At 48.8% G+C, this 26,101-nt stretch carries 18 protein-coding genes, 1 other RNA gene and 1 pseudogene; 6 read left to right on the forward strand and 14 right to left on the reverse strand.

The annotated features are described in order from the left end of the window. Positions 1-23 precede the first annotated feature (23 nt). The 4 genes and pseudogenes from HMPREF6485_RS14500 to HMPREF6485_RS06650 all read right to left on the reverse strand — a co-directional run bounded on the left by HMPREF6485_RS14500 (position 24) and on the right by HMPREF6485_RS06650 (position 7,000). Entirely contained in the window at positions 24-734 is a 711-nt protein-coding gene (locus tag HMPREF6485_RS14500) for a CDP-alcohol phosphatidyltransferase family protein (RefSeq protein ID WP_004340216.1), read from the reverse strand. Then, the gene (locus tag HMPREF6485_RS06640) at positions 734-2,203 is read right to left on the reverse strand and encodes an oligosaccharide flippase family protein (RefSeq protein WP_004345551.1); all 1,470 of its coding nucleotides are present in this window, start codon (positions 2,201-2,203) and stop codon (positions 734-736) included. Before HMPREF6485_RS06640 ends, HMPREF6485_RS14500 begins: the two co-directional genes overlap by 1 nt. Further along, a pseudogene (locus HMPREF6485_RS06645) lies at positions 2,194-4,001 on the reverse strand (aminotransferase class I/II-fold pyridoxal phosphate-dependent enzyme). The gene HMPREF6485_RS06640 and the pseudogene HMPREF6485_RS06645 overlap by 10 nt, the downstream one beginning before the upstream one ends. 416 nt (positions 4,002-4,417) lie before the next feature. Continuing rightward, positions 4,418-7,000: a polysaccharide biosynthesis/export family protein gene (locus tag HMPREF6485_RS06650; protein ID WP_004345555.1), complete on the reverse strand. Its 2,583-nt coding sequence runs from the start codon at positions 6,998-7,000 to the stop codon at positions 4,418-4,420. A gap of 188 nt (positions 7,001-7,188) precedes the next feature. Between HMPREF6485_RS06650 and ssrA the strand changes: the two genes are divergently transcribed. After that, positions 7,189-7,587, forward strand: a transfer-messenger RNA (tmRNA) gene (ssrA, locus tag HMPREF6485_RS13560). A 157-nt stretch (positions 7,588-7,744) separates the two neighbouring features. After that, entirely contained in the window at positions 7,745-8,704 is a 960-nt protein-coding gene (locus HMPREF6485_RS06660) for a GIN domain-containing protein (protein WP_004345557.1), read from the forward strand. A gap of 168 nt (positions 8,705-8,872) precedes the next feature. On the opposite strand, the gene HMPREF6485_RS06665 is transcribed toward HMPREF6485_RS06660, so the two are convergent. The 9 genes from HMPREF6485_RS06665 to HMPREF6485_RS06705 all read right to left on the reverse strand — a co-directional run bounded on the left by HMPREF6485_RS06665 (position 8,873) and on the right by HMPREF6485_RS06705 (position 21,358). Further along, entirely contained in the window at positions 8,873-10,744 is a 1,872-nt protein-coding gene (locus HMPREF6485_RS06665; protein WP_004345558.1) for a DUF349 domain-containing protein, read from the reverse strand. 175 nt (positions 10,745-10,919) lie between these two features. Further along, the gene (locus tag HMPREF6485_RS06670; protein WP_004340222.1) at positions 10,920-11,846 is read right to left on the reverse strand and encodes a magnesium transporter CorA family protein; all 927 of its coding nucleotides are present in this window, start codon (positions 11,844-11,846) and stop codon (positions 10,920-10,922) included. A gap of 224 nt (positions 11,847-12,070) precedes the next feature. Continuing rightward, entirely contained in the window at positions 12,071-12,736 is a 666-nt protein-coding gene (locus tag HMPREF6485_RS06675; RefSeq protein WP_004345559.1) for a B3/B4 domain-containing protein, read from the reverse strand. A 155-nt stretch (positions 12,737-12,891) separates the two neighbouring features. Further along, positions 12,892-13,881, reverse strand: coding sequence for a bile acid:sodium symporter family protein (locus HMPREF6485_RS06680; RefSeq protein WP_004345561.1), 990 nt, complete (start codon positions 13,879-13,881; stop codon positions 12,892-12,894). Between the two features lie 67 nt (positions 13,882-13,948). Further along, positions 13,949-14,716, reverse strand: a complete 768-nt coding sequence (locus tag HMPREF6485_RS06685) for a LytR/AlgR family response regulator transcription factor (RefSeq protein WP_004345562.1) — start codon at positions 14,714-14,716, stop codon at positions 13,949-13,951. Further along, complete coding sequence (locus HMPREF6485_RS06690; RefSeq protein ID WP_004340226.1) at positions 14,704-15,762, reverse strand: sensor histidine kinase; 1,059 nt, start codon at positions 15,760-15,762, stop codon at positions 14,704-14,706. Before HMPREF6485_RS06690 ends, HMPREF6485_RS06685 begins: the two co-directional genes overlap by 13 nt. A 51-nt stretch (positions 15,763-15,813) precedes the next feature. After that, positions 15,814-18,297, reverse strand: coding sequence for a TonB-dependent receptor domain-containing protein (locus tag HMPREF6485_RS06695; protein WP_004345563.1), 2,484 nt, complete (start codon positions 18,295-18,297; stop codon positions 15,814-15,816). 523 nt (positions 18,298-18,820) lie between these two features. Next, complete coding sequence (locus HMPREF6485_RS06700) at positions 18,821-20,278, reverse strand: aminoacyl-histidine dipeptidase (protein ID WP_004345566.1); 1,458 nt, start codon at positions 20,276-20,278, stop codon at positions 18,821-18,823. A gap of 90 nt (positions 20,279-20,368) precedes the next feature. Next, positions 20,369-21,358, reverse strand: a complete 990-nt coding sequence (locus HMPREF6485_RS06705; RefSeq protein WP_004345567.1) for a lysylphosphatidylglycerol synthase transmembrane domain-containing protein — start codon at positions 21,356-21,358, stop codon at positions 20,369-20,371. 531 nt (positions 21,359-21,889) lie between these two features. Here HMPREF6485_RS06705 and rsmA point away from each other — a divergent pair. The 4 genes from rsmA to rsgA are packed head-to-tail and all read left to right on the forward strand — an operon-like array spanning position 21,890 to position 24,843. Then, positions 21,890-22,699, forward strand: a complete 810-nt coding sequence (gene rsmA / locus HMPREF6485_RS06710; RefSeq protein WP_036926958.1) for a 16S rRNA (adenine(1518)-N(6)/adenine(1519)-N(6))-dimethyltransferase RsmA — start codon at positions 21,890-21,892, stop codon at positions 22,697-22,699. 59 nt (positions 22,700-22,758) lie between these two features. After that, positions 22,759-23,235 carry a GAF domain-containing protein gene (locus tag HMPREF6485_RS06715; protein ID WP_004340231.1) on the forward strand — a complete coding sequence of 159 codons (477 nt, stop codon included), beginning with the start codon at positions 22,759-22,761 and terminating at the stop codon, positions 23,233-23,235. 51 nt (positions 23,236-23,286) lie between these two features. Next, a complete protein-coding gene (gene frr, locus HMPREF6485_RS06720) occupies positions 23,287-23,847 on the forward strand; it encodes a ribosome recycling factor (protein WP_004340232.1) in 561 nt (186 codons plus the stop codon). A 24-nt stretch (positions 23,848-23,871) separates the two neighbouring features. Then, positions 23,872-24,843 (forward strand): ribosome small subunit-dependent GTPase A, encoded by a 972-nt coding sequence (rsgA, locus tag HMPREF6485_RS06725; protein WP_004345571.1) that lies wholly within the window; start codon positions 23,872-23,874, stop codon positions 24,841-24,843. Positions 24,844-24,929: 86 nt separating this feature from the next. On the opposite strand, the gene HMPREF6485_RS06730 is transcribed toward rsgA, so the two are convergent. Beyond that, entirely contained in the window at positions 24,930-26,072 is a 1,143-nt protein-coding gene (locus HMPREF6485_RS06730; RefSeq protein ID WP_044126316.1) for a cytochrome d ubiquinol oxidase subunit II, read from the reverse strand. Between the last annotated feature and the right edge of the window lie 29 nt (positions 26,073-26,101).

The following is a 26,101-nucleotide window of genomic DNA, read 5'->3' on the forward strand; positions in this document are numbered from 1 at the left end:
TAATAAAGATAAAGTGGTAATATTCACTTTGATTTGTAGTATTTTACCAATGTTTTTATATAGAGATTTGCCGTGGAACCAAGATGTGTGGAAAATAGAACATAAAGAATGTATTCGCTATCTATAATATGACCAATGTCTAATATGATAAAAATCGAGAGAAATAGAGCTATGTTCGGGTAGCATGATAATTGGTTAAACAAATACTTGTAAAATGGAAGTAAAGGGCGGCCTGATCCCTCTTTTTTCATTTGATATATACTTATATCTATAATATTACGGCTTATCAGTTCTGTGCATCCAAAGATCAAGAATAGTATGGTGATGATCGTGCTGTTGTATTTGTCCATTTGCATGTAAGTAAGCCAAAAGGAAAAATTCATCAAAGGATGGCTGATGAGATGAGCCATAAAATCCATTTCGACACCATATTTCGAGAATTGCTTGGTTGAACGTGCAACTTCACCGTCTGAACAATCCATGATGTACCACATCCAAAAACAAAGACAACCGATGATTTTACATGGTAAAGGTGGAAAGCAAAAGATAATGGATCCGACTACCCCAAATGTTATCATAAACATGGTTACAGTATTAGGCCTTAAATTCCATGCGATAAAATATCTGGAAAAGTATGGGGATATCCACATACATATCCATTCCACCAAAACAGATTGTCTGATGGGCCAATTAGGAGTGTCTTTCTTAATACTATGGTAACTGGGCTTTTGCATTATATGTCTTTTTTATGAGTTAAGCGATGAAAAAGTTGTTGGGCCATATCGTCTTTTATCAGGTATAAAACCGAGATGTAGAAGCAGGCGCATGAAAGTATTGAAACAATTATTATACTAATTGTATTGTGCATGTTATTTTTGATGAATAAAATAATGGGAATAAAAAATAGAGAAAGGAGGATGTACCTTAGGTTATATGATTTGAGGAGTCCTGTTTCTATATTGAGTGTCTTTTTTATATATATCAAACAAATTATTTGAAAAATAATTTCACAGAAGATAGTTGTTGCGACTGCTATCTCTGGTGTCAGTATCTTTAGAAAGATAAGGTCTAAGAGGACATTTAATAGGCCGCAGCCGGCATTAATCAACATAAGGAATTTTTCTTTACGAAAGAGGAAAATGATTTGATTGTAGATAATTGCTTCTGTTGAGATAACAATAATGCGGAATGCGAATATTTTCAAGGTGGGTATTGCAGCAAGATATTGTTTTCCGGAAAATAGTAGAACAATATTGTCCGATAGGGCGTAAACGCCAAATACTACGGGGGCTATTATCAGGATGGTAGTTCGCGTTAAACGTATGATACCCTGCTTATATGCAGTGGAGTCATTCTCTAAATAATATGACATTCGTGGTATAGTCACGGAGACAAGTGACAAAAATAGAATGCGTATCATCTCTGAAACTTTCTGTCCAACACCATAATATGCAACACTTTCTGCATTGAAAAATGTTCCCAAAATCGTTTTGTCAGCTATTGTATAAAGTAAGTTAGTGTTGTTTAGGATTAAGATCAAGAACAGAGAAGGTAAAAAAGGCAATAGGTCTAAATGTTGGAAAAGTTGTTTGGGATTTAGCGTAATGAATTTCTTAACATGGATAAAACTAATGACGTTGTTTATTATATAGGTTATGGAAGTAATGATAACATAGATATAATAATCTTTGTTGGAGGTGACGAAAACAAAAATACTGAATATGCTCAGAATCCGTATAATAATGGTCTTTATTGTTATAAATCCATAGTCTTCATGGGCTTCATTCATCCATTCTATATAAAAGACCTGCCCGATAATCATGATCCCTTGGACATACATGATTTTTTTCAAGATGGGATCTTTTATGAGAAAAAAAACGAATAGATAATATAAAATAGATATTATGATATTGCTTATTAAACCAATAACAAACAAGTTTCTGAAAACCCAGAAAGTTTTCACATGATTGTCCCTATATCTGCTTATTTCCCTAAGACCGTAATTATAAATACCTAATAATCCTACAAGACTAAAATAAGTATAAAGAGTTGTGCTGTAATCTATAAAACCAACAGATTTCGCACTGAGCACTCTGTAGATATATGGATATATGAGTATGGGCACTATAATGTTGAAAACATTAAGTGTCATTTTAGCTATCGTGTTTTTAATGATACTCTTACTCATGCCAATTATAGGCATTTTAATGCACTGATAAGTTTATTGTTATCTTTTTGATCTCTTATCGCAATTCTGATGAATTGTTTTTTGGTGTCTATATGACTTTTTGTATTACAGTTGCTGATTAAAATGTTTCTTTTGAGAAGTTGGATACCAAGTTCATCTGAGGTGTATTTCTCTATAATCTCACAAAGGAAGAAATTTGCTTGTGAAGGAAACACCTTTAAGTAAGGAATGTCTTGCAGCTTATGGTAAAATCTTTTCCGTTCTTCACGAAACAGCTCACAAGCCTTTTGATAGTCTGTAGAATATTTTCCAAACAGTTGCATATAAAATTCTCCAAATGAATTGATGTTCCAAATAGATAATTCTTTTTTCAACTTATTGATCAACTCTATATCGGAAGAGCAGGCAACGCCAAGGCGCAGACCGGGGACACCGTATGATTTACTAATGGATTTTATTACCACTAGATCTTTATATTTTTCAAGAATATCATTATGAAGGAGACTGTTATTTGGTGAATCATCTGCGAAATCTACAAAGCTCTCATCGACGATGAGGCTTATATGTTTCCTTTTGCACCATGCAATGAGGGTAAAGATGTCTTTTGATGCAATAAAATTCCCAGAAGGGTTATCTGGATTGATCAGTAAGAGAGTTGATATATCCTTCGTAGCGAAAAAAGTGATCAAATCGTTAACTCCATACCTATAATTCTCTTTTTGGGGGATAAAAGGGATGATATTTTTTTTATCCAACCTATTAGGATACTCTTCGAAAGTGGGGAAGATCACTCCAATATTGCCAGCAATATGTTTCTCCATAATACTTTTGATAAGTTCTGCAGCCCCATTTCCAACAACAACATATCTTTTTTTATTCCGAAGTATTTTCCTGCCAATAACGAGTTAACTTCCATCCCGGAAGGATAGTTGGTAAGAAGTTGATCAAAATTTGCACACATCTCATCTTTCATTCGTTTAGTTGGAAAATAAGGGTTGACGAGATAGCAGAAATCAAGTAGATGAGGGAAACGCCAATACCCTCCATATCTTTTATGATATTTCTGAAGAATTTTTTCTTCATCTGAAAATATATTTGATGCGATGTCTAAATCTTGGACATCATCAATCTCATACCATTTTTGCCCATTAAGGGGAAGTGCATGTAGATTTGATTTCTGAAGTAACGTTATAACTCTCAGAACTTGCTCGTAATATTCGTTATTCCCCATGACTTTGCAATAGGCATCAAGGAAAGGGAGATAAGAATTCTTACTAAAATCTTTACTGAATTTGTAGATGTTGACTGTCTTATAATATTCGTCAACCTCGTTATAATTAAAGGCATCTTTTGGTATGAAGTTTACAATTTCATGTTCTCCATTAATTTGAACCATCGTACCATCCATCCAAGTTTGATATTTGTCCACAAGAGCGAGGTTGGGATACGGATTCTCTACCAACATGTCTATAATGCAATCCTCAAAAATAATGTCAGACTCTAATAAGATAGTGTCATCTTCACTCAAAACATCTCGAGCCAACCATAGTGAGTATATATTGTTGGTCTTATTATAGATGGGGTTTTCTATATATTTAATGCGTTCGCCATATTGATTTCCAATATGTTCTATGAGTTCTTTTCCCTTATATCCGACAACTAATACGATGCGTTTAAAATCATGTTTTAGAAGTTGCTTGATTACTCTGTCTATAAGGCATTCACCATTTATTTTTACCATACATTTAGTAGAGTCTTTGGTGTATTCTCCAAGACGTTTTCCCATTCCGGCTGCTAATATTAAAGCCTGCATCTTTTAAAATATGTAAATATGATAATAATTTTTCTTATATGGGGATGTCCCTGATGGGTATGATTGTGATTTATTCCCGAGCACTTTTCAAATAAGTGTACATATTCCCCTCCTGCCCCTTTTAAGGAGAGCAGTGGCAAATGGAAAAGGTCTTGTTTCCGCAAAAGACTCTCCATGGAAAAAGGAGAGTCGCAGAACAACATTCCTTCCCTGAAATATTAGCTTTATAACACTTGCCAGATGGGGGAAGCACCTATAGTTGTTATTTTAAAGCTGGTGTTAATGTACACGACATACAACTCATGAACTTTGTGATTATTGCATAATAGTTGTATCGTCCAGTCTTAGTGCTCATATCAAAAAACTAATGATATTGATGAGATTGGACATGTGTGATTACTGTCAGGCGAGAGGCGTTATTTGCTCAGACTGGCGATCGTGGCTATCATGGCAGCGATACTGGAAATGCTGGAGCCCATGGTGAGCTTTTCAGCCAAACTCATCTTGTTGGTGGCTTTCGAGGGCACTACGATTTCGCACCCCGGGCGCACCTTTGCGCCGTGGGCCACCTTGCCTATCATGCCGTTCATATAAATGATGTAGGCATTACTCTTCTTGGCATCTGTGGCGAAACCGCCGGCAGCATCAATGTAGTATTTGGCATTTTTGCCTTTTTCGTAGGCTATGGTGTTGGGATACATCACAGCACCGTTGATTTTCACCGTGCCGTTGTATTTCGGAACGATGAGGCGGTCGCCCTCACGCAGCACGAGGTCGGCATCGCTGCCCGGACGGGACAGGGCGGTTTCGAGTTCGATGCCCACCTGATAGGTGCCGGGCACTTCAAACTTCTGTAATTGGGCCGACTGTCCTTTCTCCGCCATCTGCGATACAGCCGAAGCGTTGTTGCTGCGTGCTGCCAGTTCGAGCATATTTTTCTGCTGCTGTTCGATGGCCATTCTGTAGGCCGCTTGCATACGCGTCCGCTCAGCCTCGTTGGTGCGTCGTTCCAACCGTGCCCCTTTGATGTAGGCCAAATTGGTGGCTCCACCCGCAGCGGCTATGAGGTCGGAGAGGCGGGCGTTACGCTTGCTGAGCGTGTAGGTGCCGGCAAACATTACCTCGCCATCTACCTCCACGTTTTGCTGTTCTATGGTGCCGGGACTCTTGAACACACTCACCTCGTCGAAGGGCATGAGCGTAAAGCCCGGCGTACCGTCTACCACAAACCCGTCTTTCAGCGACATGGTGTAGTTTTTGGCTATCAGGCTGTCGGGCCTCAAGGCTTTGGGATTGGTCACACGGCGTGATACGTTCACCTTTATCGTCGAAGCCTTGTCGGTCAATCCGCCGGCTTGCAGCACGAAGTCTTCAATCGTCTCATTGTCAGCATATTTGTAGACTCCTGGGTAGTGTACTTCGCCCCGAATGGTGATGGTGCGCTCCGTTTGCACATCACCGCGAGTGGGGATAAAGAGCACGTCGTTTTCCTTGAGCGGAATGTCGGCCACCTTACCGTCCATGATGCCGGCGATGTCCACGCTCACCACCTCAAGTGTGCGGTCTGGTTTCATGCGGTGCATCACGGCCCGATTGGTGAAAGCCTCCTCGGTGAGCCCTTCGGCATGTTGGACAAGGGTGCGCACGCTGTTGATTTCGCCGTTGATGTTGTATTTACCCGGACGGAATACGGCTCCCCTCACCTCCACGGTATTCTCATAGCGTGGTAGGATGGAGTCGACACTCACCGAATCACCGTCGGCGATGTGAAAACTGCTGAACTCAAACTCCCCCACATTGAATACGGCATATTCACGGCCGGTCTTTCGGTTCACCCGCACACTCTTCTTATAAGCATCGCCTGTGAAACTGCCGGCATATTTCAGCAGCGAACCAACGCTCTCGTTCTTTTTCATTTCATAGAACATGGGGCGTTTCACCTTTCCGGTGATGTTCACCAAGCAGTCGTATGGCCCCACCACGATCACATCGTTGTCGGCCAAGCGCACATTGCCCGTAAGCTTACCATTAAGAATGTAGTCGTAGATATCTACCACGGTAACAAGTTTGTTGTGCCTGTACACCTTGATGTTGCGCAGTGTGCCCAGATCGTTGGTGCCTCCGGCCATGTAGAGTGCATGGAATACGGTGGCAAAGGCCGAGAGCGTATAAGTGCCCGGTGCTTTCACCTCACCCATGACATTCACCATGATGGTTTTGGTCTGCCCCACGGTGAGTTTCACACGACTGCTACTGTAACGTGTGCCAAGTGTGGATCGCAGGCGGGCGTTTGCCTGCGCCACGGTGAGGCCGCTCACCTGCACAGGGCCAAATCCCTCAATGGTCACCTCGCCATCGGGACTTACGGTAGCTTCCACCGTCTTCTGTGAAGCGCCGTAGATGTCGATAATCACCGCGTCGCCCGGCCCCAACCGATAGTTTTGCGGTGTGGCTATGTTCATATTGGGCTCAAACGAGAGCATCTTGTTGTTGAAGATGTCACGCCCGAACACTTTGTTTTTCTTCGCCTTGCGTTCCTCCAGCAGTTTCTTGAGCAACTCTGTGGAGTCCATGGGCACTATTTCGCCCAACTCGCTCTCCATGTCCGTATATTCCACGTTGGTCTTGTCGTAGGTACGTGGATAAGTGGTGTTGCCATCCTTTATCTGATAGTTGGAATAATTCTGTGCAGCCTCTTGATATTCTTCGCGCGTTTTTCCATTGTTTTCGCGCATCCGTGTTCCCGTCTTGCCTTCGTTCACACTCCCCAGACTTCCCTGCTGCTTCATTTCGCGCTCATACTTGTTTCTCACACGGCGTATCTGTGTGATGTCCACTCCGCGCTGCATCAGTTTGGTCACAATCTGTGCATTCGACGTACCGGCTTCATGCTCTTTCACCACAAACTGCATCGCTTGATTGTCGGTCATCGACGATTGTGCTGCCACACCGAGTGTGCAGAGCGTGAGTAAAAGGGAGAATATTAGTTTCCGTTTCATTTATGCTGCTATCTCTTATTTCTTATGCTATGATAACTGAAAAAGACGTATTTTGTTGCAAAGGTACTTATTTTTAATGGAAAAATGCGCCTGTTTGCCGTGTAAATCATACATTTCTTCTATTTTTCCTTGCACGTTTCGAAGATTGGCATTATCTTTGCAATCTGATATAATGTACCAATATTTTCGGGCTTGACTGGATTTGACGGCGAGACGAAATGGTATGTAAGCATGCGGAGCCTCGTTGGCTATCTCCTTAAACAGAGTGAACAAAAATTTAATTGGCGAAAACAATTACGCTCTCGCTGCCTAGTCGAAGTATAGTAGACTATTGGCTTTATTCCGTCACCAGGTGATGGAACGAGACACTGCTCCAAAGATGTTGTTCCGAATCAGAGGGTCAAGCGGTGCAGGTAAATCGGAAATAGCTTGGGTATGCCTCGCTGCCCGAGTGAAATTTAGAGGATAAGGCATCAGTTGGTGGTCCGGGTCTTGCTGATGTTCGAAAATCAAAGGCCGGAATAAGCATGTAGAAAGCGTATGATTTCCTTGTGCGGACGTGGGTTCGACTCCCACCAGGTCCACGATGTGGACTCCGAAAGGAGAAAGCGATAAGAAGGTATTGTTTTGTTAATTGCCGCAACTTTGACGAGTTGCGGCAATTTTTTTTGCTGGGTTGCAACTTTATGCCATCCCTGTGCGTCAAATAAGCAAATGAGAATGGACAAATTAAAATAATGTAGTATGAAAAGGAATATTCTATTGTGTTTGGTAGCCTTGTTGGGGTGGGGGATATGGACTTCCTGCCACATTGACAATCTTCTTGAAAGGGCTGACGGTGGAGAAAAAGCACCCGATAAAGTGCTGAATGGGTTGCAAGATGCGCCGGGAAGATTTTCGGAGGCAACGGTGATATCCGGTTTGTCTGGACTAGCCGATCTTGTACGCAATAGCGGACAACGGAGCCTGCGTGCTGCAGAATCGGCGACATCGGGATGGGGTGGCAAGACGGTGAGCCAGACCTATCGGCTTGAAGGATTCAATGAGATAGAGTGTAGTGGAGTTGCCCAAATTTACTTCACACAAGGTGACCGCTATTCGGTAAAAGCCACAGCTGACGAAAAATTGTTGAAATACCTGAAGATGAAAGTAAGTGATGGTGTGCTCGTTGTGGAGACTAAAATAAATCGAGGTGTCAACAATGCGAAAATCAGGGTAGATGTCACGGCACCCCATCTGAAAGGTGTAGAGATTTCGGGTGTATCGGGATTCCATGCCGCCAACATTGTGGCAGACGACTTTGAAGTGGAACTCTCGGGAGTTTCCGTTTGTGAATTCTCAACCATCAAGTGTCGTACATTCAGTGGAGAACTGAGTGGAGTGGGGAAAATAAGCGGCCGTGTTGCAGCCCGTAAGGCAGAGTTGGATGTGTCAGGCACGTGCAAGGGTACACTTGACATCGCTGCCGATGTGCTTTCATTGGAGCAGTCGGGGGCTGCCAAGATGGAAGTGAATTTTAAGGGCCGACTGGCAAAAGTGGAGAACAGCGGTGCAGGCTATCTCAATCTCCGGGTTAATAGTGATCTACTTGAGGTGGAAAACAGTGGTGTATCACGAATCAAACTTTCCGGTGTGGCTGCACGTACCAAAATTTCGAGAAGTGGTATGTCGAAAATAGATACCGATGCACTCAAGAAGCGGTAAACTCCGAGTTTTTGTCCTCGTTTGCGACAGAGGCATGCTCCCTTAAACTATAAAAATAAATCTCTCTCTCAGTTGAAGCATGCAAATGGCTTCGACATAAAAACCGCCGTATGGAAGGAAGTGTCCTTTGTCATACGGCGGCTGTTTATTGTGTGGTACGTGGTCCTTTTATTCTTTATTCTCGGCATCGATGGCCTTGATTTTCTGTTTGACAAGTTCCATGTCGTCTTTCAGTTTCTGCACCTTTCGGTTCATCTCGTCAATGAGACTGTTGCCTTTTTTACTGCTGGCATTGAGAAATCCGAGGTTGTTCTCGTATGTGTTGATCTCCTGTTTGAGTCCCTCGTAGCGTCGCATGAGCCGGCCTCGCTCGTTATCCAGTGCGTCCACTCCTCGTTCGGCCACATTCTTGAGGTTGCTTTTGAAATTGTCAAGTTTGCGGCGAGCCACCGAGATGTTGAGGTCTTTATACAGTTTGTCAAGTATGTCGTGATATTCCTTGTATATCTTGTCCTTCTCCTTGAAAGGTACATGACCGATAGCCTGATATTCCTCAACCAGTTTCTGCACATTTTCCTGTAAATTATCACTAGCCGACTCGGCAAGCGCTTTCAGTTGGGTGACAATGTCTTTTTTCTTTGAGAGGTTGCTGTGCTCCTCATTGCGGGTACCTGCATTTGCCGCATTGCGCGCTTCGAAAAACTTGTTGCAGGCACCGAGGAAGTCATTCCATAGTTGGTCGCCCAACCGTCTGGGAACAGTGCCGATGGTCTTCCATTCCTTTTGCAGGGCGATGAGCTTGTCACTGGTAGATTTCCAATCGGTGCTGTCGGCCAAAGCCTGAGCTTTTTCTACAAGCACTTTCTTTTTCTCGGCATTTTCGGCATACCGTTGTTTCAGTTCTTTAAAGAATAGGGCTTTACGGCCAAAGAAGTCGTCACAGGTTTTGCGGAAACGCTCGAAGATTTTTACGTTCATCTTCTGAGGGGCGAATCCTATCTTCTTCCATTCCGATTGGATGTCGATAATCTGCTTGGTATGTTTCTCCCAGTCGGCTGTACCTTTGTTTTCTTCCTTGGCAATAGCCTCCACCTTTTCGCAGAGAGCTGTCTTTTTGGCAAGATTGTCTTCTTCCTGTGCCCTCAACTGCTCGAAGTGTTGCTGATGTTTCTTGTTGATCACAGTGCTGGCTGCCTTGAAGCGGGCCCATATCTCCTCTCGCTGTTCCTTGGCCACAGGACCGATTTCGCGATATTGTTGATGCAACTCCTGCAACTGGTGGAACGCACTGATGATGTCGTCTACCTCGTCGAGTTTCTCGGCAGCCTCACAGAGTTTGGTCTTGAGCTCCAGGTTCTTCTTGAAGTCGAGCTCGCGGGCTTCACTGTTGAGTTTCAGCAAGTCGTAGAACTGTTCCACATAGAACTGATAGTTACGCCACAGTTCGTTAGCTTTCTCGGCTGGCACAGCCTTGATTTCCTTCCACTGCTGTTGCAGCGCCTTAAATTCCTGATATGATTTGTTGGCCTCTTCGGGCGAAGTGGCCATGCCTTTTATCTTTTCGATGATATCGAGTTTCTTTTGCAGGTTCTCCTTTTTTTCGTTTTCCTGCTCCTGAAACTGTTTGGCACGCTTTTCCTTGATGAGTATCATTTCGGCCTTAAAGGTCTCCTCGTCCTCATCCGGAGTCACCTGATATTTGTCCGGATCTCCTCCGTTGTCGAGATATGCCTTCTGTTCGGCTTCTCTTTCAGCTATGTGTAGCTTGTAGAAAGTCGTCTTGAGGTGATCCACCTCGTCTTTCTGCGGTTGTTCTTCGCCGTGGGCGAGTTCTTTCACCCTTTTCAGTACTTCTTGTTTAGTTGAATAGACGGTCTTGACAGCCTCTTTCGCTTCCGCAGCTTGGGGGGCATCGGTATCCGGAGTCGTCTGGTCGACAACTTCAGCCGGCATGTTTTCAACTGGTGAGGCCGTAGGCTCCACCTGTTTCTCTTCTACTGCATTTCCCTGTTCGAGGATGTTTTCTTGAGAGTCCATCATTTAACTGCTTTTAGTTTATGACATGATATTCCATCACTTCGCTTTTCTCATTGAATCCACCGGATAGGTTTTGTTTTTCAAGACCTTGGTGTTTTGCGAAGCCCTTATGTTGTGCAAACTTAGTTAAAAATATCGTAATTACCTAATTTTAGGTCTTTTTTTTATAAAAAATCGCTTAAACAAGCCTTTTAAAACGCAAAATCCACCATGACACCCCCGACACTATGACGGATAGTACGAGCGCAATGGCAAAGCCGAAACGGCTCGTCTCCATGCCGTTGACGAGGTTCATGCCGAAAAGAGAAGCGATGAGTGTGGGAAACATCATGATGATGCTCACCGAGGTGAGTGTACGCATCACGGTATTCATGTTGTTGTTGATGATGCTTGAATAGGTGTCCATCGTCGATTCCAGAATATCGGAATAGATGCTGGTTGTTTCCCGGGCCTGAGTCATCTCGATATTGACATCCTCAATGAGGTCGGCATCGAGTTCGTCCACTTGCAGTTTGAATTTCAACTTAGCTAACAGATTTTCATTTCCTCGGATAGAGGTGATGAAGTAAGTGAGTGAGTCTTGCAGCCGGCTTAGGCCGATGAGGCTCTCGTTGTTCACGTCTTGATCAAGATTACGTTTGGCCTTTTCGATGAGGGCATTGATTTGTTTCAACCGTTTCAGATACCACACGGCCGAGGAGAGGAACAGGCGGAAAGTGAGATCTACATAGTCGGTAAACCCTTCGCCCCTTTTCTGCTGATAGCCCACAAAGTCCATCATCATCGTCGTCTCGTAGTAGCACACAGTGATGGTCACGTCACGCTTGTGTATGATACCCAGCGGCACGGTGGTGTAAGGTGTGCGCGAGCGTATTTCTTTCACGTAAGGGATACGCAGAATGGTGAGCATCCATCCATCGTCGTATTCGTAGCGGGCCCGCTCGTCGGTATCGCTAATGTCGGAAAGGAAGTAGTCGGGTATGTTGAATTTCTCTTCCAGCATATCCCGGTCTTCGTCCGTGGGGCAAGTCACTTGTATCCAGCAGCCCGGCTGCCACTCCTTGAGTGCAGTCAGTTTATCGGTAATGTTCCAGTAGGTTCTCATCGTTGCTTATCTCCACAATAATAATAGGTGTGGGGATTAGCAGCTTGCAAAATCCTCACGCCTTAGAAATTGTAATTTTCCGCGTGATAATCGTCCATGTTGTTTATGAATGTTTCTGTTTTGCGTTGCAAAGGTAGTGTAAAAAAGGTAAACTACAAAATAAATGGTTGTTTATTTTGCAGTACTTTCTCCTGCAGGCTAAACTTTCGCATGGCTTCCGCCATTCATCTGTAGGTGAAGTAGGAGCCTCCGTCGCTGTGCGCGTATTGCCGTAGCAACCGTTGTATGAATTCGGCATTGGCCCTCACCTTGTCTTCGCACCCGTCATAGCCGTTGATGAGCACCATGAGGTGGGTGGTGGCAATGTCTATTTTCGTGCGCTCATTGTCGCTGGTGGGTGTGCCCACTCCGCCACGAGCATCACGATAGACCGGCAGCCCGGCTATGTTGATGATGCCCCTGCCAATGCCTTCGTAGGGTTCTCCCTCGCGCCCCACACCCAGGGTGAGCGTGTCGCCCTCAAACTTGTCGGCATCAAATCCGCCTATGCTGTAGCCGTATGCGATGCTGGCAAGGTTGGTGAGATCCACAAGCGTGTCTATTTGGTAGAGTTCTTTGCCCAGCAACAGACGGCGGATGAGGGCTTCCGAGGCTGGCCTGTAGCGCGACGGATCTTTGCCACAGGCACGATACACGCGGCGTGTGGCGGCAATACCGCTGATGTCTTTCAGCGTCTCTGTGGTCAGTTCGGCCTTGAATTTCTCGCCCAATGCCTTGATTTCTTCCCAAAGCGGTTGGCAGAAAGGCGTATTCTTCACCTCAGCCTCCACGCAGGCTCCCACAAATCCCGGGCATACCGATTCTATCTCCTGTGATACAATAATGTTCATTGCATTCTGTTTTGTAGTTTCTTTTCCGGATAAGCAGTGTTGATGATTCAAAATTACAGTTTATTTTCGAGAAATATTCTCTGGCATTCCTAACATTTGTTTTTTATCATCGGACCATCTGTCTTCTATTTTCTAATCTCCTTTCAAGCATCGGGTTACGACGACCGTTCCATGCCCCGTTTCCGGAAAATCCATATTTCCACCGAATTGATGATATTCTGCCACAGAATGTAGCAACCGGGGCCCACGGAGGAGAGCGGATGGAGGAATGCCGTGGCCACCCAGATGGAGAAAGCCGTATTCTTCTGGCCGAGCGACTGGCCGGCTTCGATGGTCTTATCGAAATAGTGCCCTATGAAACGACCGGTGGCAAACTGGATGATGCAGAGCAGCAGGCCCATCACAGCGATGGAACAGAGAAAGAAAACGGAGGTGTGTTCCCATGCTTCGACAATGTTCATGGCGGTGGTGCCGGTGACCACGACAAGCGAGCAGCCCCATAGATAATAGCTCAAATCCTTGACGCTGACTATCCGGCGATGGAGACGCTTGAACCGGTGCTTGACGATGTAGGCGCACAGCATGGGGAGCAGCAGCACGATGCTCACCTTATATAATATGGTGAGAAACAAGGGAAAGAATGCCGCCACTTCAGCTGCCTCACCATCCGCTGCCGGAAGTAGGGGGAAGCAAAGGGGGATGAGCAGGGCAGAGATGAAATTGGAGATGAAGGTATAGGTGGTCATTTCTTCCAGACTGCCCCCCAGTTTGGCTGTCACCACAGCCGCCGCGGCTGCGCATGGCCCGATGATGCACACCAGTATGGCTTCCATCATGATGAGGGCGTTGCCCCTGAGATTGAAACCGATGATGATTCCCAACTGCGCAGCGACGAAGACCACTTGCTGTATGCCTATCCAGAAATGCCACTTTACAGGCAGCAGTTTCCTGAAATCGACCTTGCAGAAAGTGACAAAGAGTATGAGAAACATGAAGTCGGGCAGCACATTTGCATTGTGGGGCGCATACCATTGGCCTATCGGGCGGAGAGCAGGGACGAACCGGAAAAGCAGATAGACAATGCCCCCCGTGCCCATAGCCACGGGGAGCGTCCAGTTTTTGATGAAGCTGACGAGTGCGTTCATGTGTGAATGCTTTTAACCGATGCAAAGTTACACCAAAAAAGCGTAACGGCAAAGATAAAACGGGGTTTTATCCGGCTGTTTTTCCGGCAAGATAGCGTTGGAATTTCTCTCTGAAGGCCTCCGTCACATGGATGATTTCGTTGCCGATGTAGATGCAGTTGTTTTTGTCTACCGACCTTATTTTGTCGAGTGCGACGATGTAGCTGCGGTGCACGCGCAGGAAGCGGCCTGCGGGTAGCAGGCCTTCTACGGCCGTCATAGTCAGGTGGGTGATGAGTGTCTCCCCTTTAGCGTGCTCTCGGTGGGAGTCATCGGGCAAGAGCTGAAACACCACATAGTCTTTCATGCCCATCACAAAGAGCAGCCGGCTCAGTTCCACCCGTTTCAGTTCGCCGTCGGCCTTGATAAACAGTGCGTCGTCGGTCGCAGTCTCCGTGGGCTGTTTGGTTGGTGCGGCTGCAGCTTTCTCCCGCAGTTCAAACCATTGTTTGGCCTTTTCGGCTGCGGCCAGAAACTTGTTGTAGCGAATGGGCTTGAGCAAGAAGTCGAGCGCGTTCACCTCGTAACTGTCGAAAGCATATTGCTTGAATGCCGTGGTGAAGATGATGCGGGTGTCGTCGGGCACCATGCGCGAGAGTTCCATGCCGTCGAGGTCGGGCATTTGGATGTCGAGAAATACGAGGTCGGAGGGATTCTCCCTCAGGGCCGAGAGTGCCTCTACGGAGTCGGCATAGCTTGCCCGGAGGGTAAGAAAAGGCGTGCGGCCGATGAAGTTTTCGAGCAGCCGGATAGCCAGCGGTTCGTCATCTACGATGATGCAGGTCAGTTGTTCCATAGTCTGATGTTTACGTAATAGGTGTCGCCATCGGGACCGCATACGAAGTCGTGGCGGTCGGGATAGAGCAGTTGCAGTCGCCGGCGCAGGTTCTCGGTGCCTATGCCCGACCCGCTGCGGTTGCTGTCGCCTTTAGGATAGTTGCTGTTTTCGCATGAGAAGGCGAGGCTTCCGGCATGCACGGAGAGCGAAATGTGGATGAAAGAGGGCTTGCTGCTGCTCACTCCATGTTTGAAAGCGTTTTCTATGGGCGATAGAAAGAGCATGGGGGCTATCGGGAGTGCCCCGTCAACGGTCTCGAAATCTGTCGTTATGACCACGTTAGGGCCGCAGCGCAGACTCATCAGGTCGATGTAGTTTTGCATGAATTCCACCTCGCTGCCCAGTGCCACGCGCTCCGAGCGTGTCTCGTAGAGTGCGTAGCGCAACAGATCGCTCAACCGGCCTATCTTGTCTTGTGCCATGTCGGCATCTATCTGTGTGAGGCTGGAGATGTTGTTGAGCGTGTTGAAAAGGAAGTGGGGATTGAGCTGGTTCTTCAGCCATGCCAGTTCGGCCTCTGTGTTTCTCTGTCGTTCCTCGGCGAGTTGTCGTTTCAGTTGTTTTTGGTGCAGATAATAGTGGCGGCCTATGGCCAGTCCTATCATGGCATAGTTGATGACTATCAGCACCACGTGGAATATATAAGTGCCGATGCGGGTGGCTTCGTTCCACACCACTTGCGAGCCGTCGGGGCCGTGGAGTAATATCTCGCGGTTTAAAAGGAGGATGATGCCAAGATTCAACAGCCAGAAAAGCCACCGTTTGATTTTAGGATGCTTTTTCGATTCGTAGATTTTCGGGACGAGCAAGTAGTTGTTTAATCCGAAAACAATCCAGAGTATCAGGAGCAGCGAACTGGTGATTCTTATCGACTCCCAAGCGGCATCAAGATTTTTCTCGATGCTGAAAATCACGAGTGACCATATCCCGATGAAGGTGAGATAGAGGAATGTCTGTTGGCCGAAGAAGACCACTTCGGAGTGTTTGAGTCGTTTTTTCATCATGCTGCATTGTTAGAGAGGCGGACTTCCGGCAGGAGATCCGCCTCTGTGTTTTTACATGCCTATACCGGTTCCAGACCCGATATTGTTCAGTTGCTGGCTCTCCGACTTCCGTTCTCCGAAGTCGTTGTTGATGCGGCTTTGCCGTTGGCGGAATTGTTTTTGGGTGTTGCCGAATTTCCATGTGGCCGTGAGCCGCACCATCTGTATGGGTACGAGGATTTTAGTATGCTGCTCGAAGTCGGCCCCGTGGCTGTAGCTGTTCACCCGATACTTACCCGTAAGCGGCACCACGTAGAGCAGGCTCAGTGTGAGCCGGTCTTTGCAGAGGTCTTTGTTGAGCGAGGTGAACAGCAGGCTGTTGCCGCTCTGATAGCCCTGAAGGTCGTAGTGGCGGGAGTTGGCATACACGCCGAGCGACCATTTCAGCAGCCACGGCAAGGTCTGTTGCAGGGAAGCGTAGCCCATGGTCTGCCATCCGTGGTTGCGCCGGTTGAGGGTTGAGGAGCGCATGTCTCCGTAGTCCAGGGCGGCATTGAGCATCAGCGTGGTGTGCTTGCCCGCCATCCAGCGCATGAAGGTGTTGAAGCTGGTCCACCGGTTCTTCACCACGTTGCCGTAGGTGGTGTGCAGCCGGTTGTCTTCCATGAACGAGTAGGTGGCAATCTGGTTGTTGCACAAGTTTTGGCCGAGCGTGGCGTTGACCATCAATTTGGGTGAATAGTAGTTGAACACGAGGCTTATGTAGTGTGATTTCTCCACATCGAGTGCCGGATTGCCATAGCTCACGTTGGTGGGATTGGAGTTGTCACGATAGGGGTTGAGGTAGGTCACGCCCGGGCGGAGTATGCGCATGTTGTAGTTGAGTCCCAGATTGGTTGTGGGTGCAAGGTTGTAGCTCAGTGTGGCCGAAGGCACGAGATTGCCGTAGTGCTTGGAGAAGTCGCTGCCCGCCCCCTTGCGGAAGTCGATGTTTTCCCAGGTGTGCTCGTAGCGCAGACCCGCTTTGGTGCCGAGCTTGCCCAGTGCGGCGCGGTATTCGGCGTAGCCGGCCAATATTCGTTGTGTGTTTTCGTAATCGGTGCTGTTGGCCTCGTCATAGTTTTTGGCATTGCCCGCAATGTTGTAGAAACGCGAGTCCGACGTGTTGCGGTGAGAGATGAATTTGGCCCCGACATCTAATGAGTGGCCTTTGGCCACCGGGGTGGCATAGTCTATCTGCACGGTGTGTTCCGTGCTGCGCAAATGGGCGTCCGAGTAGCGGTCGGTGAGGTTGAGTCCCGTGATGCCCGAGGGGGCATCGTAGCGGCTCTCACTCTCCGAGCGCGACGGGTTGGCGGTGAACAGGTAGCTTGCCGTGAGGCTGCGTGTGTGTTCCCGGTTGAAGAATCGCTGATAGTCCATGCTGCCGTTGAAGCCGAAGTTGTGGTATTTGTCGGCCCTTTGGGCGGAGTAGGTGAAGCCGCTGCCGTAGCTGCCGCCCGAGAGTGAGGTGCGTGGCAGTCCGTCGGTGGATGTCCGGTACTGCGTGATGCCGATGTTGGCATTGAGGGTGCTCATCGAGTCGAGGGCGTAACCCAGACTCATGTTGCCCATGTTGAAGGGAGTCTTGTTGTCACTGCGCTGTTCGTAGTGCATCTGTGAGTTGCCGCCTGGGGCCGTCTGGGTGCGGTCGATGGATATGCGTATGTTCCGGTTGCGGTTGAGATTGTGCGTGGCATTCGCGCTGTAGCTGAATTTCCCCTGCTGTCCGCTGACGAAAGCTGAACCGCTATATCCTCTGTTGCCCGCAGCCAGACTCACATTGCCGTTGTAGCCGTTGAGGCTTTCAGTGCCTTGACCACCCGCGTGGTTGATGACGATGTTGAGCACACCGCCCGTCCCCTCCGCGTCGTATTTGGCTCCGGGATTGGTGATCACCTCAATGTTTTTCACCATCGAGGCCGGCAGCGACTTGAATATCTGCGAGGCATTGGCCTGAAACATCGGGTTGGGCTTGCCGTCTACATACACCTTGAAGCTCGCCGAACCGTTCACGCTGATGTTGTCCTGTCCGTCTACTGTCACCATGGGCACCTTGCGGAGCATGTCGAGCAGCGTCATCGACTTCGAGTCGCCGTCTTCCTGTACGTTATAGGTCATCTTGTCGGGTTCCATTTTCACGATGGGGCGCTGTGCCACCACCTCCACGTTTTTCAGTGCCGTGGCATCTTCGGCCGTGCATACGTCTCCAAGGGCAAGCATGGACTGCCCATTGAGTGTGACTTCGCGCATCACGGGCTTCTTGCCCACGGAGGAGAATGTAAGTATGAAAGTGCCTTTGCCGTCGAGTGCCTGCTTGATGCGCCCTTCGGCATCGGTGAGCGACATGGCTACAGGCTTCTGCCGGTTGGACGGCCGGAACACGCGCACGGTGGCGTATGGTTCCGTTTCATTCTTGACAGAGTCTTTCAGTGTGCCCGTGATGAGGGTGTGTTGTGCAGATGCGGATGTGGTTATCAGCAAAGAGAGGGCGAAAAGGGCGGTTTTCTTTTTCATGTTGCGTTAGAGTTGAATATTTTCTTTTGCAAAGGTAGTTTAATTCGCGCAGTAAACGATAAGGTTTTCGATGATTTCCCGTGTTTTTTTCGACCACTTTATGACTTTCGTGAGTCAGCTTGTCGGCATTGGCGGGCATATAGCACGATCTATTAAAACTTTTGAAAAAGGCTTACACGCAATTTTTCCATCCCCATTTTCCCCTCTCGTCCCATTCGCCTTATCAGCCCTATTCGTCTCATCCATTTTCTCACTTGGCCCAACCGACCTTGCAAAAGAGCCACACTTAGAAGCTCATTCGGCCCGAATGAGAACCTCAAAGAGCCCCTTTTGCAAGGTTGGAAAGCCCCTTTTAGGGGTTGGGGGCTCTCTTTAGGGGGGTGGAGGGCTTTTGTTTTAAAAAAAGGGAAGCACCCGCGTGCTTCCCTTGCTTATGCAAAGATAATCCATTTTTGGGCTGAATGCAAATGTGCAAGGAACAATCCTTACATCGCAAAAGCCTACGATCTCTTCTTGTTGAGGCTCATTTGTCGCCGACTTCGAGCAAAGCCTGCTTGATGAGTGCCCAGAACGGGGCGGCTGTGGCAATGAGGCAACGCTCTGCAGTGGTGTGCGGACTGCGGATGGTCGGGCCCAGGCTCACCACATCAAGGTGCGGATATTTTTCCAAGATGATGGAGCATTCCAGTCCGGCGTGATCCACTTGCGTGATTCCTTCCTCGCCATTCTGCTCTTTGTAGATCTTTTTGAACAGGTTGAGAACCTCGCTGTCGGGGTTGGGATCCCAACCACCGTAGCTTCCGCTCATCTCCACTTTCATGCCGGCCATGTTGAAGCAGCTCTCCAGCGAGGTAGCGATGTAGTCTTTCATGTCTTCGCGCGACGAGCGGACAAGTATCTTGATGAAAGCCTTTCCGCTCTCGATGTCGATGATGGCGAGGTTGGAAGAAGTCTCTACCACGTCGGGATAGACCGGAATCATGCGCACTACGCCATTATGGCAGGCATAGATGGCATTAATGAGATTGTCTTGTATTTCCACCGGCACTTCCTTTTCGGGGGTGGGTACCTCTTCGGTGAAGAACTCGATATTGTGCTCGATGGTTTTGTACTCGTCTTCAAAGACGGCTTTCCAGTCGGCCACGAGTTCTTTCAGAGCCTCCACGTTCTCTTTGGGCAGGGTGAGCACCACCTCGGCCTTGAAGGGAATGGCGTTGCGCATGTTGCCGCCGTGCCATTCGGCCAACCGTGCATCGGTCTCTTCGATGGCCTCGCGCACGAAACGCACCATCAGTTTGTTGGCGTTGGCACGACCTTCGTTGATTTCCAGTCCGGAGTGTCCGCCGCGCAAGCCCTTGAGTGTCACTCTCATGGCAGCATCGGTCTTGTCGGTCTCAGCCTCCTGATAGTCGAGTGTGGCGGTGAAGTCGATGCCGCCGGCCGAGCCGATTACAAATTTGCCCCAAGTCTCGGAGTCGAGGTTCATGAGGATGTCACCATTGAGTTCGCCCTCGGGCAGGTTGGTAGCCCCATACATGCTGGTTTCCTCATCGGCCGTGATAAGGCCTTCCACGGGCCCGTGTTTCAAGTCTTTCGACTCCATGACAGCCATGATGGTGGCTACTCCCAGGCCGTTGTCGGCACCGAGTGTGGTTTGGTTGGCACGCAGCCACTCACCGTCGATGACGGGCTCGATGGGATCGGTCGTGAAGTCGTGCTTGCTGTCGGGGCTCTTCTGCGGCACCATGTCCATGTGGGCCTGCAAGATGACCCCCTTCTTGCCCTCCATGCCGGGAGTGGCCGGCTTGCGCATGATGATGTTTCCGGCGGCGTCTTGGAAGGCTTCTACGCCTGCCTGCTTGGCAAAATCGAGGAGAAACTGCTGTATCTTCTCCAGATGTCCCGATGGGCGGGGCACTTGCATCAACAAATGGAAGTTACGCCAAATCTCAACCGGGTTCAGATTTTTGATTTCATTCATAGCTGTATGGTTTAAATGTTATACGATAGTTTGGTTGGTTTCGATATGCTGTTTGCAGTGCATTCACCCCGTTCAAGGGCTGCCTGCGGGCTACGCCCTTTTCCCCGTGAAAGACAGGGCCAGCCAAGCGTAAATGCCGAGAAACACCACAAGGAGTGTCTGCACGGAGTGGACGATGAGCACAAAATAGAGGGCGTCGTTGGCCCCCACGCCGTAAAGGATGAGCATTGTCTTCACGGCAAAATGCCAAGGGCCCGCCCCGTTGGGCGTGGGCACGATGACGGCAATGCTGCCCACAATGAATGTGACCAGTGCGCACATCATGCCAAGACTCGATGTGGCCTCGAAGCAAAAGAAGGTGAGATAGTAGTGGAGGAAGTAGCTGCCCCAAATGGCCAGTGTGAAGAAAATGAAGAGCGGCACGTTTTTCACATTGCGCAGCGACATCACGCCTTGCCAGATGCTGCCGAGCGTGTCTTTCACCTTATTATATATGGAGAGTTTCTTCACCAAAAAGTAGAGGAGCACGGCTACGGCCACGCCGCAAACGGCCGTCACGAGGTAGCCGACAGTGGTGAACCGGCCGAACAGACCGTCGATATCGGTGCCGGTGGTGCGGAAAAAGGTGAGGAAGACGGGGATTTGCAGCACGAACGTGATGGCCGTTATCACCATGACGAGCAGCGAGTCGATGGCACGCTCGGTGACAACAGTGCCCAAAGCCTTGGGAAAAGAAACGTTGTCCCATCGCTTCAACACGCCGCAGCGTGCAAATTCGCCAATGCGTGGCACCACCAGACTCACGGCGTAGGAAAGGAATATGGCGTTGACGGCCGTCGCGAGGCGGGGATGTTCGTCTATCGGTTCGAGGGTTTGCCGCCATCGCCAGCCCCGGAAAAGCTGGGCCGAAATGCCGAGCGGAAAGGAGAGAAGCATCCATGTCCAGTTCATCTCATGGAGAAGGACATACTCCACGCGTCGGAAATCGAATCCCCGATACATCCAGTAGAGTATGGCCCCGCCCAGCAAGAGCGACAGAGATACTTTCAGAGTGCTGTTTGATAGCTTCCTTAATTTCATAATATATAGCCACAAAGGTAACGTAAATCATGCAAAGCACCAAACAAAATGCCTTTTTTATTTACTCATCGGATTGACATGAATCAATAAAAGCACCTAAATATATGTTTTATAGCATATTTGTTTGCGTACACGGGAGTTTCTTCTTACCTTTGCATCGTCGAAAAGAAATGACGTGAGCCATCACTTGACGACCAAGGATAACAATAGTAGTAAGAACAAAAAAGAAAGGTAAAAAGATTATGGTAGCATTATTATCATTCGCCATCGTAGCAATCATGGTTGCTCAGGCCATCAACGTAGACGGAAAATTGAAGTTTTAAGTTGATAAGAATAGAAATTTGGTTTAAAAATTGAATAGACGAGATCGAGCCTTTGGCCCGGTCTTTGTTCGTTTATGGGGGCGGCTGTTTTGCCGTTCCGTTTATTTTTTCTACCTTTGCAGCACATTCGGCAGGGGCTGCCGGGGGAGAAAATACTGCTTTTTGGGGTGTGGTCTCCGGTGGTAACGGCCTATCACGTGCAAAGAACATGAAGTCAGTCAAGCCTAAAAAGAATCTCGGTCAGCACTTCCTGACCGATCTGAACATCGCCCGGCGCATCGCCGACACGGTGGATGCCTGTCCCGGCCTGCCCGTCTTGGAAATCGGACCGGGGATGGGAGTGCTCACACAATATCTTGTGACGAAACCCCGCGAAGTGAAGGCGGTGGAGATAGACCGGGAAAGTGTGGCCTATCTGCATGAAACATTCCCCACACTGCACGACAACATCATTGGCGAAGATTTCCTGCGCATGGACTTAAACACGGTTTTCGGCGGGCGGCCCTTTGTGCTCACGGGCAATTATCCCTATGACATCTCCTCGCAGATATTCTTCAAGATGCTCGACAACAGGGAGCTTATTCCTTGTTGCACGGGCATGATACAGCGCGAAGTGGCCTTGCGTATGGCATCCGAGCCCGGCAACAAGGCCTACGGCATCCTCTCGGTGCTCATGCAGGCGTGGTATGATGTGGAATATCTGTTCACCGTAGACGAGGATGTGTTTAACCCTCCGCCCAAGGTGAAGAGTGCTGTGATACGCATGACGCGCAACGGCGTGACCGATTTGGGATGCGACGAGCGTCTTTTCAAACGCTTGGTGAAGGCTGTTTTCAACCAGCGCCGCAAGATGTTGCGCGTGAGCCTCAAGCAACTGTTTGCCGGAGCACAGCCGAGTGGCGAGTTCTTTACGGCGGAAGTTATGACCCGGCGGCCCGAACAACTCACCATAGCGCAGTTTGTGGAGCTGACCAACGTGGTGGAGGCGGAGATGCGCCGTCTCTCCTTGATAGGTTAGACCGGGTTGCGATAGCTTCTTGACAGCACCGGCAGACATCAAACGATCAACCAGACTGCATGAATATGACGACCAAAGAATCCCGCTATGAAACCCTTGTGGCGCAGGTGGCTGCCCTCATTGAGGGAGAAACCTGCCGTATGTCGGTGCTCGCCAATGTGACGGCCGCCCTCCACGATGCCTTTCCCGAAATATTCTTTTGGGTGGGTTTCTACATGGTTGAGGATGGAGAGTTACGCTTGGGACCGTTCCAAGGCCCTGTGGCTTGTATGCACATAGCCTGTGGGAAGGGTGTCTGTGGCACGGCATGGGCCGAGAAACGCACGCTTGTGGTGCCCGATGTGGAAGATTTTCCCGGTCACATCGCTTGTTCGTCGCTCTCCCGTTCGGAGATAGTCGTACCCGTTTTTGGCCGTGGCGGGAGTGTCAAAGCGGTCATAGATGTTGACAGTTGCAGTCTTGGTGCCTTTGATGAAGTGGATGCCCGCTATCTGGAAAAGATTGCAAAAAATCTATCCAAAGAGTTGGCACTTTGAAAATTAATCTCTAATTTTGTAAAATCGAAATTTAATACAGACCCATAGAATATGATTGACGTAAAAGCAACATTAAACGAAGCACAAGAGCGCATGGAGATGGCAGCGATGTATCTCGATGAGCAGTTGGCGCGCATTCGTGCCGGCCGTGCCAACGTTGCCATCCTCGATGGCATCAAGGTAGAGTCATACGGGATGAAAGTGCCGCTCAACCAAGTGGCCAACATTTCCACGCCCGACCCCCGCACGATTGCCATCAAGCCTTGGGACAGAAAGGCTATACGGGATATCGAGAAGGCCATTATGGACAGTGATGTAGGCATCACGCCCGAGAATAACGGCGAAATCATTCGTCTCGGCATCCCACAGCCCACCGAAGAGCGTCGTAAGGAGCTGGTGAAGCAGTGCAACAAGATAGCCGAAAAGACCAAGATTGAAGTGCGCAACGTGCGTGGCGAACTCAAGGAGAAGTTCAAGAAGGCCATCAAAGACGGTCTCTCGGAAGACTTGGAGAAGGATGCCGAGGACGAATTGCAGAAGATTCACGACAAGTTCATCAAGAAACTGGACGACTTGATTGCCGCGAAGACCAAGGAAATCATGACCGTATAACAATCACCAATGCCTCATTAGCATTTGAAAGGTTTAGTAATCAAGAACACCGGTAGCTGGTATACCGTAAAGACTGATGACGGGACGGTCATCGAGAGCAAGATAAAGGGCAACTTCCGATTGAAGGGCATACGCAGTACAAACCCCGTTGCGGTGGGCGACTACGTGCAGCTCATCACCAATCAGGAGGGCACGGCTTTCATCTCGGCTATCGATGACCGTCGCAATTATATCATTCGCAAGTCTCCCAATCTCTCCAAGCAGAGTCATATCCTTGCAGCCAACATCGATCAGGCCCTGTTGGTGGTGACGGTGAACTATCCTCAGACCTCCACCACGTTCATCGACCGGTTTCTGGCCGGGGCCGAAGCCTATCGGGTGCCGGTGGTGCTGGCGTTCAACAAGTGCGATATTCTGTCTGAAGAGGAGTTGCACTATGAGCGAATGATGATGACACTCTACGGGCACATCGGCTATCAGTGCATAAAACTATCGGCTGCCACGGGCGAGGGTATCGACCGACTGTTGCCTTTGCTTGTCGGCAAGGTGACATTGTTGAGCGGTAACAGCGGTGTGGGCAAGTCGACACTCATCAACCGGCTCATTCCCGGGGCATCCTTGCGGACAGCCGAAATCAGCGATGCGCACAACACGGGTATGCACACCACCACATTCAGCGAGATGCTGGAACTCCCCGCCGGCGGCGATACTGTTACGGAGGAGGGGGAAAGCCGGCATCCGGGCTATTTGATAGACACGCCGGGAATCAAAGGCTTCGGCACTTTTGACATAGAGCCGGAAGAACTGACGAGCTATTTCAAGGAAATTTTCGAGTTCTCGAAAGACTGCAAGTTCAGCAACTGCACCCACACCCACGAACCGGGATGTGCCGTGCGTAAGGCCGTGGAAGAGCATTACATCTCGGAAAGCCGCTACCAAAGCTATCTTTCCATGCTTGACGATAAGGAAGAAAACAAATATCGCGAAGCCTTTTGAGGGGCTCCGCGATATTTGTTTTTGTAGCAAACAGCATTAAAATTTCAACTTACAAACAGCTGCTTGCTTTTTGTTACCCATAGTTTTCAATAAGCTTCTCCTTGCTCAATTTCCTCTTTGGTGATTTTCTTCTTGTCAAGGCAATACCATGCATAGGCGATGTAGGCAAGCACAAAGGGGATGAATAGACTCACGATGGCCATGGTCTGCAACGTAAATTCGCTGCTGCTTGAGTTAGTGATGGTGAGCGAACTCTGCAAGTCGGCGTTGGAAGGGTAGTAGGCGGTGTTATTCCAACCGGCACAGAGCAGAAGTGCCAACACCGTCAGTACCACACCAATGCCCGTAGGCCAGATGCCGCGGATGTAGCTTTTGGCCAGTAAGGTGCGCCCGATGCCGAACAGCACAAGCACCACGCCGACGAGCAATATGGCTGTGACATACCACATTTCGAGGAAATTGTGAAGATACTTCAGCGGTTTCATGAAGATGACCCCTGTCTCGGGATTCACTGCATAGCCATCTTTCAGCAGCGTGCGGATGAGGAACGCGAGGAAGAAGATGAGAAACAGCACCGTGTTGCTGCGCAGAAGCATGCGGCCTCGGTTGCGCAAAGCGTCATCGTCCACGTTGTTGATGATGTAGAGCAGGCCGAGGATGCGGGCGAGGAAGAACACTCCGAGTGCCAACACCAGATTCCACGGGTCGAGCAGTGCGTCAAGACCGTGACTGGCATTGGCCCAACTGCTGATGACGGGATTGAAACCGCTCACGATATTGTCTTTGGCAACGGTGAAATTGCTGCCGTCGAAGAAGGTGGCCACAGCCCCCCCGAGGAGCACCGGCCCCAGAATGCCGTTGATGACAAGGAAAATCTGGAAGGTGTTTACACCGAGTAGATTGCCCAACTTGTTCTGGAATTCATAGCTCACGGCTTGAATCACGAACGAGAAAAGGATAATCATCCACAGCCAGTAGGCCCCGCCGAAACTGGTGCTGTAGAAAAGTGGGAAAGAGGCGAAGAACGCCCCGCCAAACGTAACGAGCGTGGTGAAGGTGAGTTCCCACTTGCGTCCCGTGGAGTTGACCACCAAGCGACGCTCTTCGGGCGTATGTCCCAGACTGAATATCAACGAGTTGGCCCCTTGTACAAAGAGCAGGAACACAAGCAGGGCTCCCAGTAGGGAGACGAGAAACCACCAATATTGTTGTAAGAATGCGTAAGTCATGTTCATTGTTGTTTATTGTTTGACAAACC

Origin of the sequence: Segatella buccae ATCC 33574 (assembly GCF_000184945.1) — a bacterium.
GTDB classification, from domain to species: domain Bacteria; phylum Bacteroidota; class Bacteroidia; order Bacteroidales; family Bacteroidaceae; genus Prevotella; species Prevotella buccae.

Coding starts and splice junctions, on each gene's coding strand:
- HMPREF6485_RS06660 (WP_004345557.1), top strand. CDS start 7,745: ATGAAAAGGAATATTCTATTGTGTTTGGTAGCCTTGTTGGGGTGGGGG.
- HMPREF6485_RS06665 (WP_004345558.1), bottom strand. CDS start 10,744: ATGATGGACTCTCAAGAAAACATCCTCGAACAGGGAAATGCAGTAGAA.
- HMPREF6485_RS06680 (WP_004345561.1), bottom strand. CDS start 13,881: ATGAACGCACTCGTCAGCTTCATCAAAAACTGGACGCTCCCCGTGGCT.
- HMPREF6485_RS06715 (WP_004340231.1), top strand. CDS start 22,759: ATGAATATGACGACCAAAGAATCCCGCTATGAAACCCTTGTGGCGCAG.
- frr (WP_004340232.1), top strand. CDS start 23,287: ATGATTGACGTAAAAGCAACATTAAACGAAGCACAAGAGCGCATGGAG.
- HMPREF6485_RS06640 (WP_004345551.1), bottom strand. CDS start 2,203: ATGCCTATAATTGGCATGAGTAAGAGTATCATTAAAAACACGATAGCT.
- HMPREF6485_RS06685 (WP_004345562.1), bottom strand. CDS start 14,716: ATGGAACAACTGACCTGCATCATCGTAGATGACGAACCGCTGGCTATC.
- HMPREF6485_RS06650 (WP_004345555.1), bottom strand. CDS start 7,000: ATGAAACGGAAACTAATATTCTCCCTTTTACTCACGCTCTGCACACTC.
- HMPREF6485_RS06730 (WP_044126316.1), bottom strand. CDS start 26,072: ATGACTTACGCATTCTTACAACAATATTGGTGGTTTCTCGTCTCCCTA.
- HMPREF6485_RS06690 (WP_004340226.1), bottom strand. CDS start 15,762: ATGATGAAAAAACGACTCAAACACTCCGAAGTGGTCTTCTTCGGCCAA.
- HMPREF6485_RS14500 (WP_004340216.1), bottom strand. CDS start 734: ATGCAAAAGCCCAGTTACCATAGTATTAAGAAAGACACTCCTAATTGG.
- HMPREF6485_RS06695 (WP_004345563.1), bottom strand. CDS start 18,297: ATGAAAAAGAAAACCGCCCTTTTCGCCCTCTCTTTGCTGATAACCACA.
- HMPREF6485_RS06705 (WP_004345567.1), bottom strand. CDS start 21,358: ATGAAATTAAGGAAGCTATCAAACAGCACTCTGAAAGTATCTCTGTCG.
- rsmA (WP_036926958.1), top strand. CDS start 21,890: ATGAAGTCAGTCAAGCCTAAAAAGAATCTCGGTCAGCACTTCCTGACC.
- HMPREF6485_RS06675 (WP_004345559.1), bottom strand. CDS start 12,736: ATGAACATTATTGTATCACAGGAGATAGAATCGGTATGCCCGGGATTT.
- HMPREF6485_RS06670 (WP_004340222.1), bottom strand. CDS start 11,846: ATGAGAACCTACTGGAACATTACCGATAAACTGACTGCACTCAAGGAG.
- HMPREF6485_RS06700 (WP_004345566.1), bottom strand. CDS start 20,278: ATGAATGAAATCAAAAATCTGAACCCGGTTGAGATTTGGCGTAACTTC.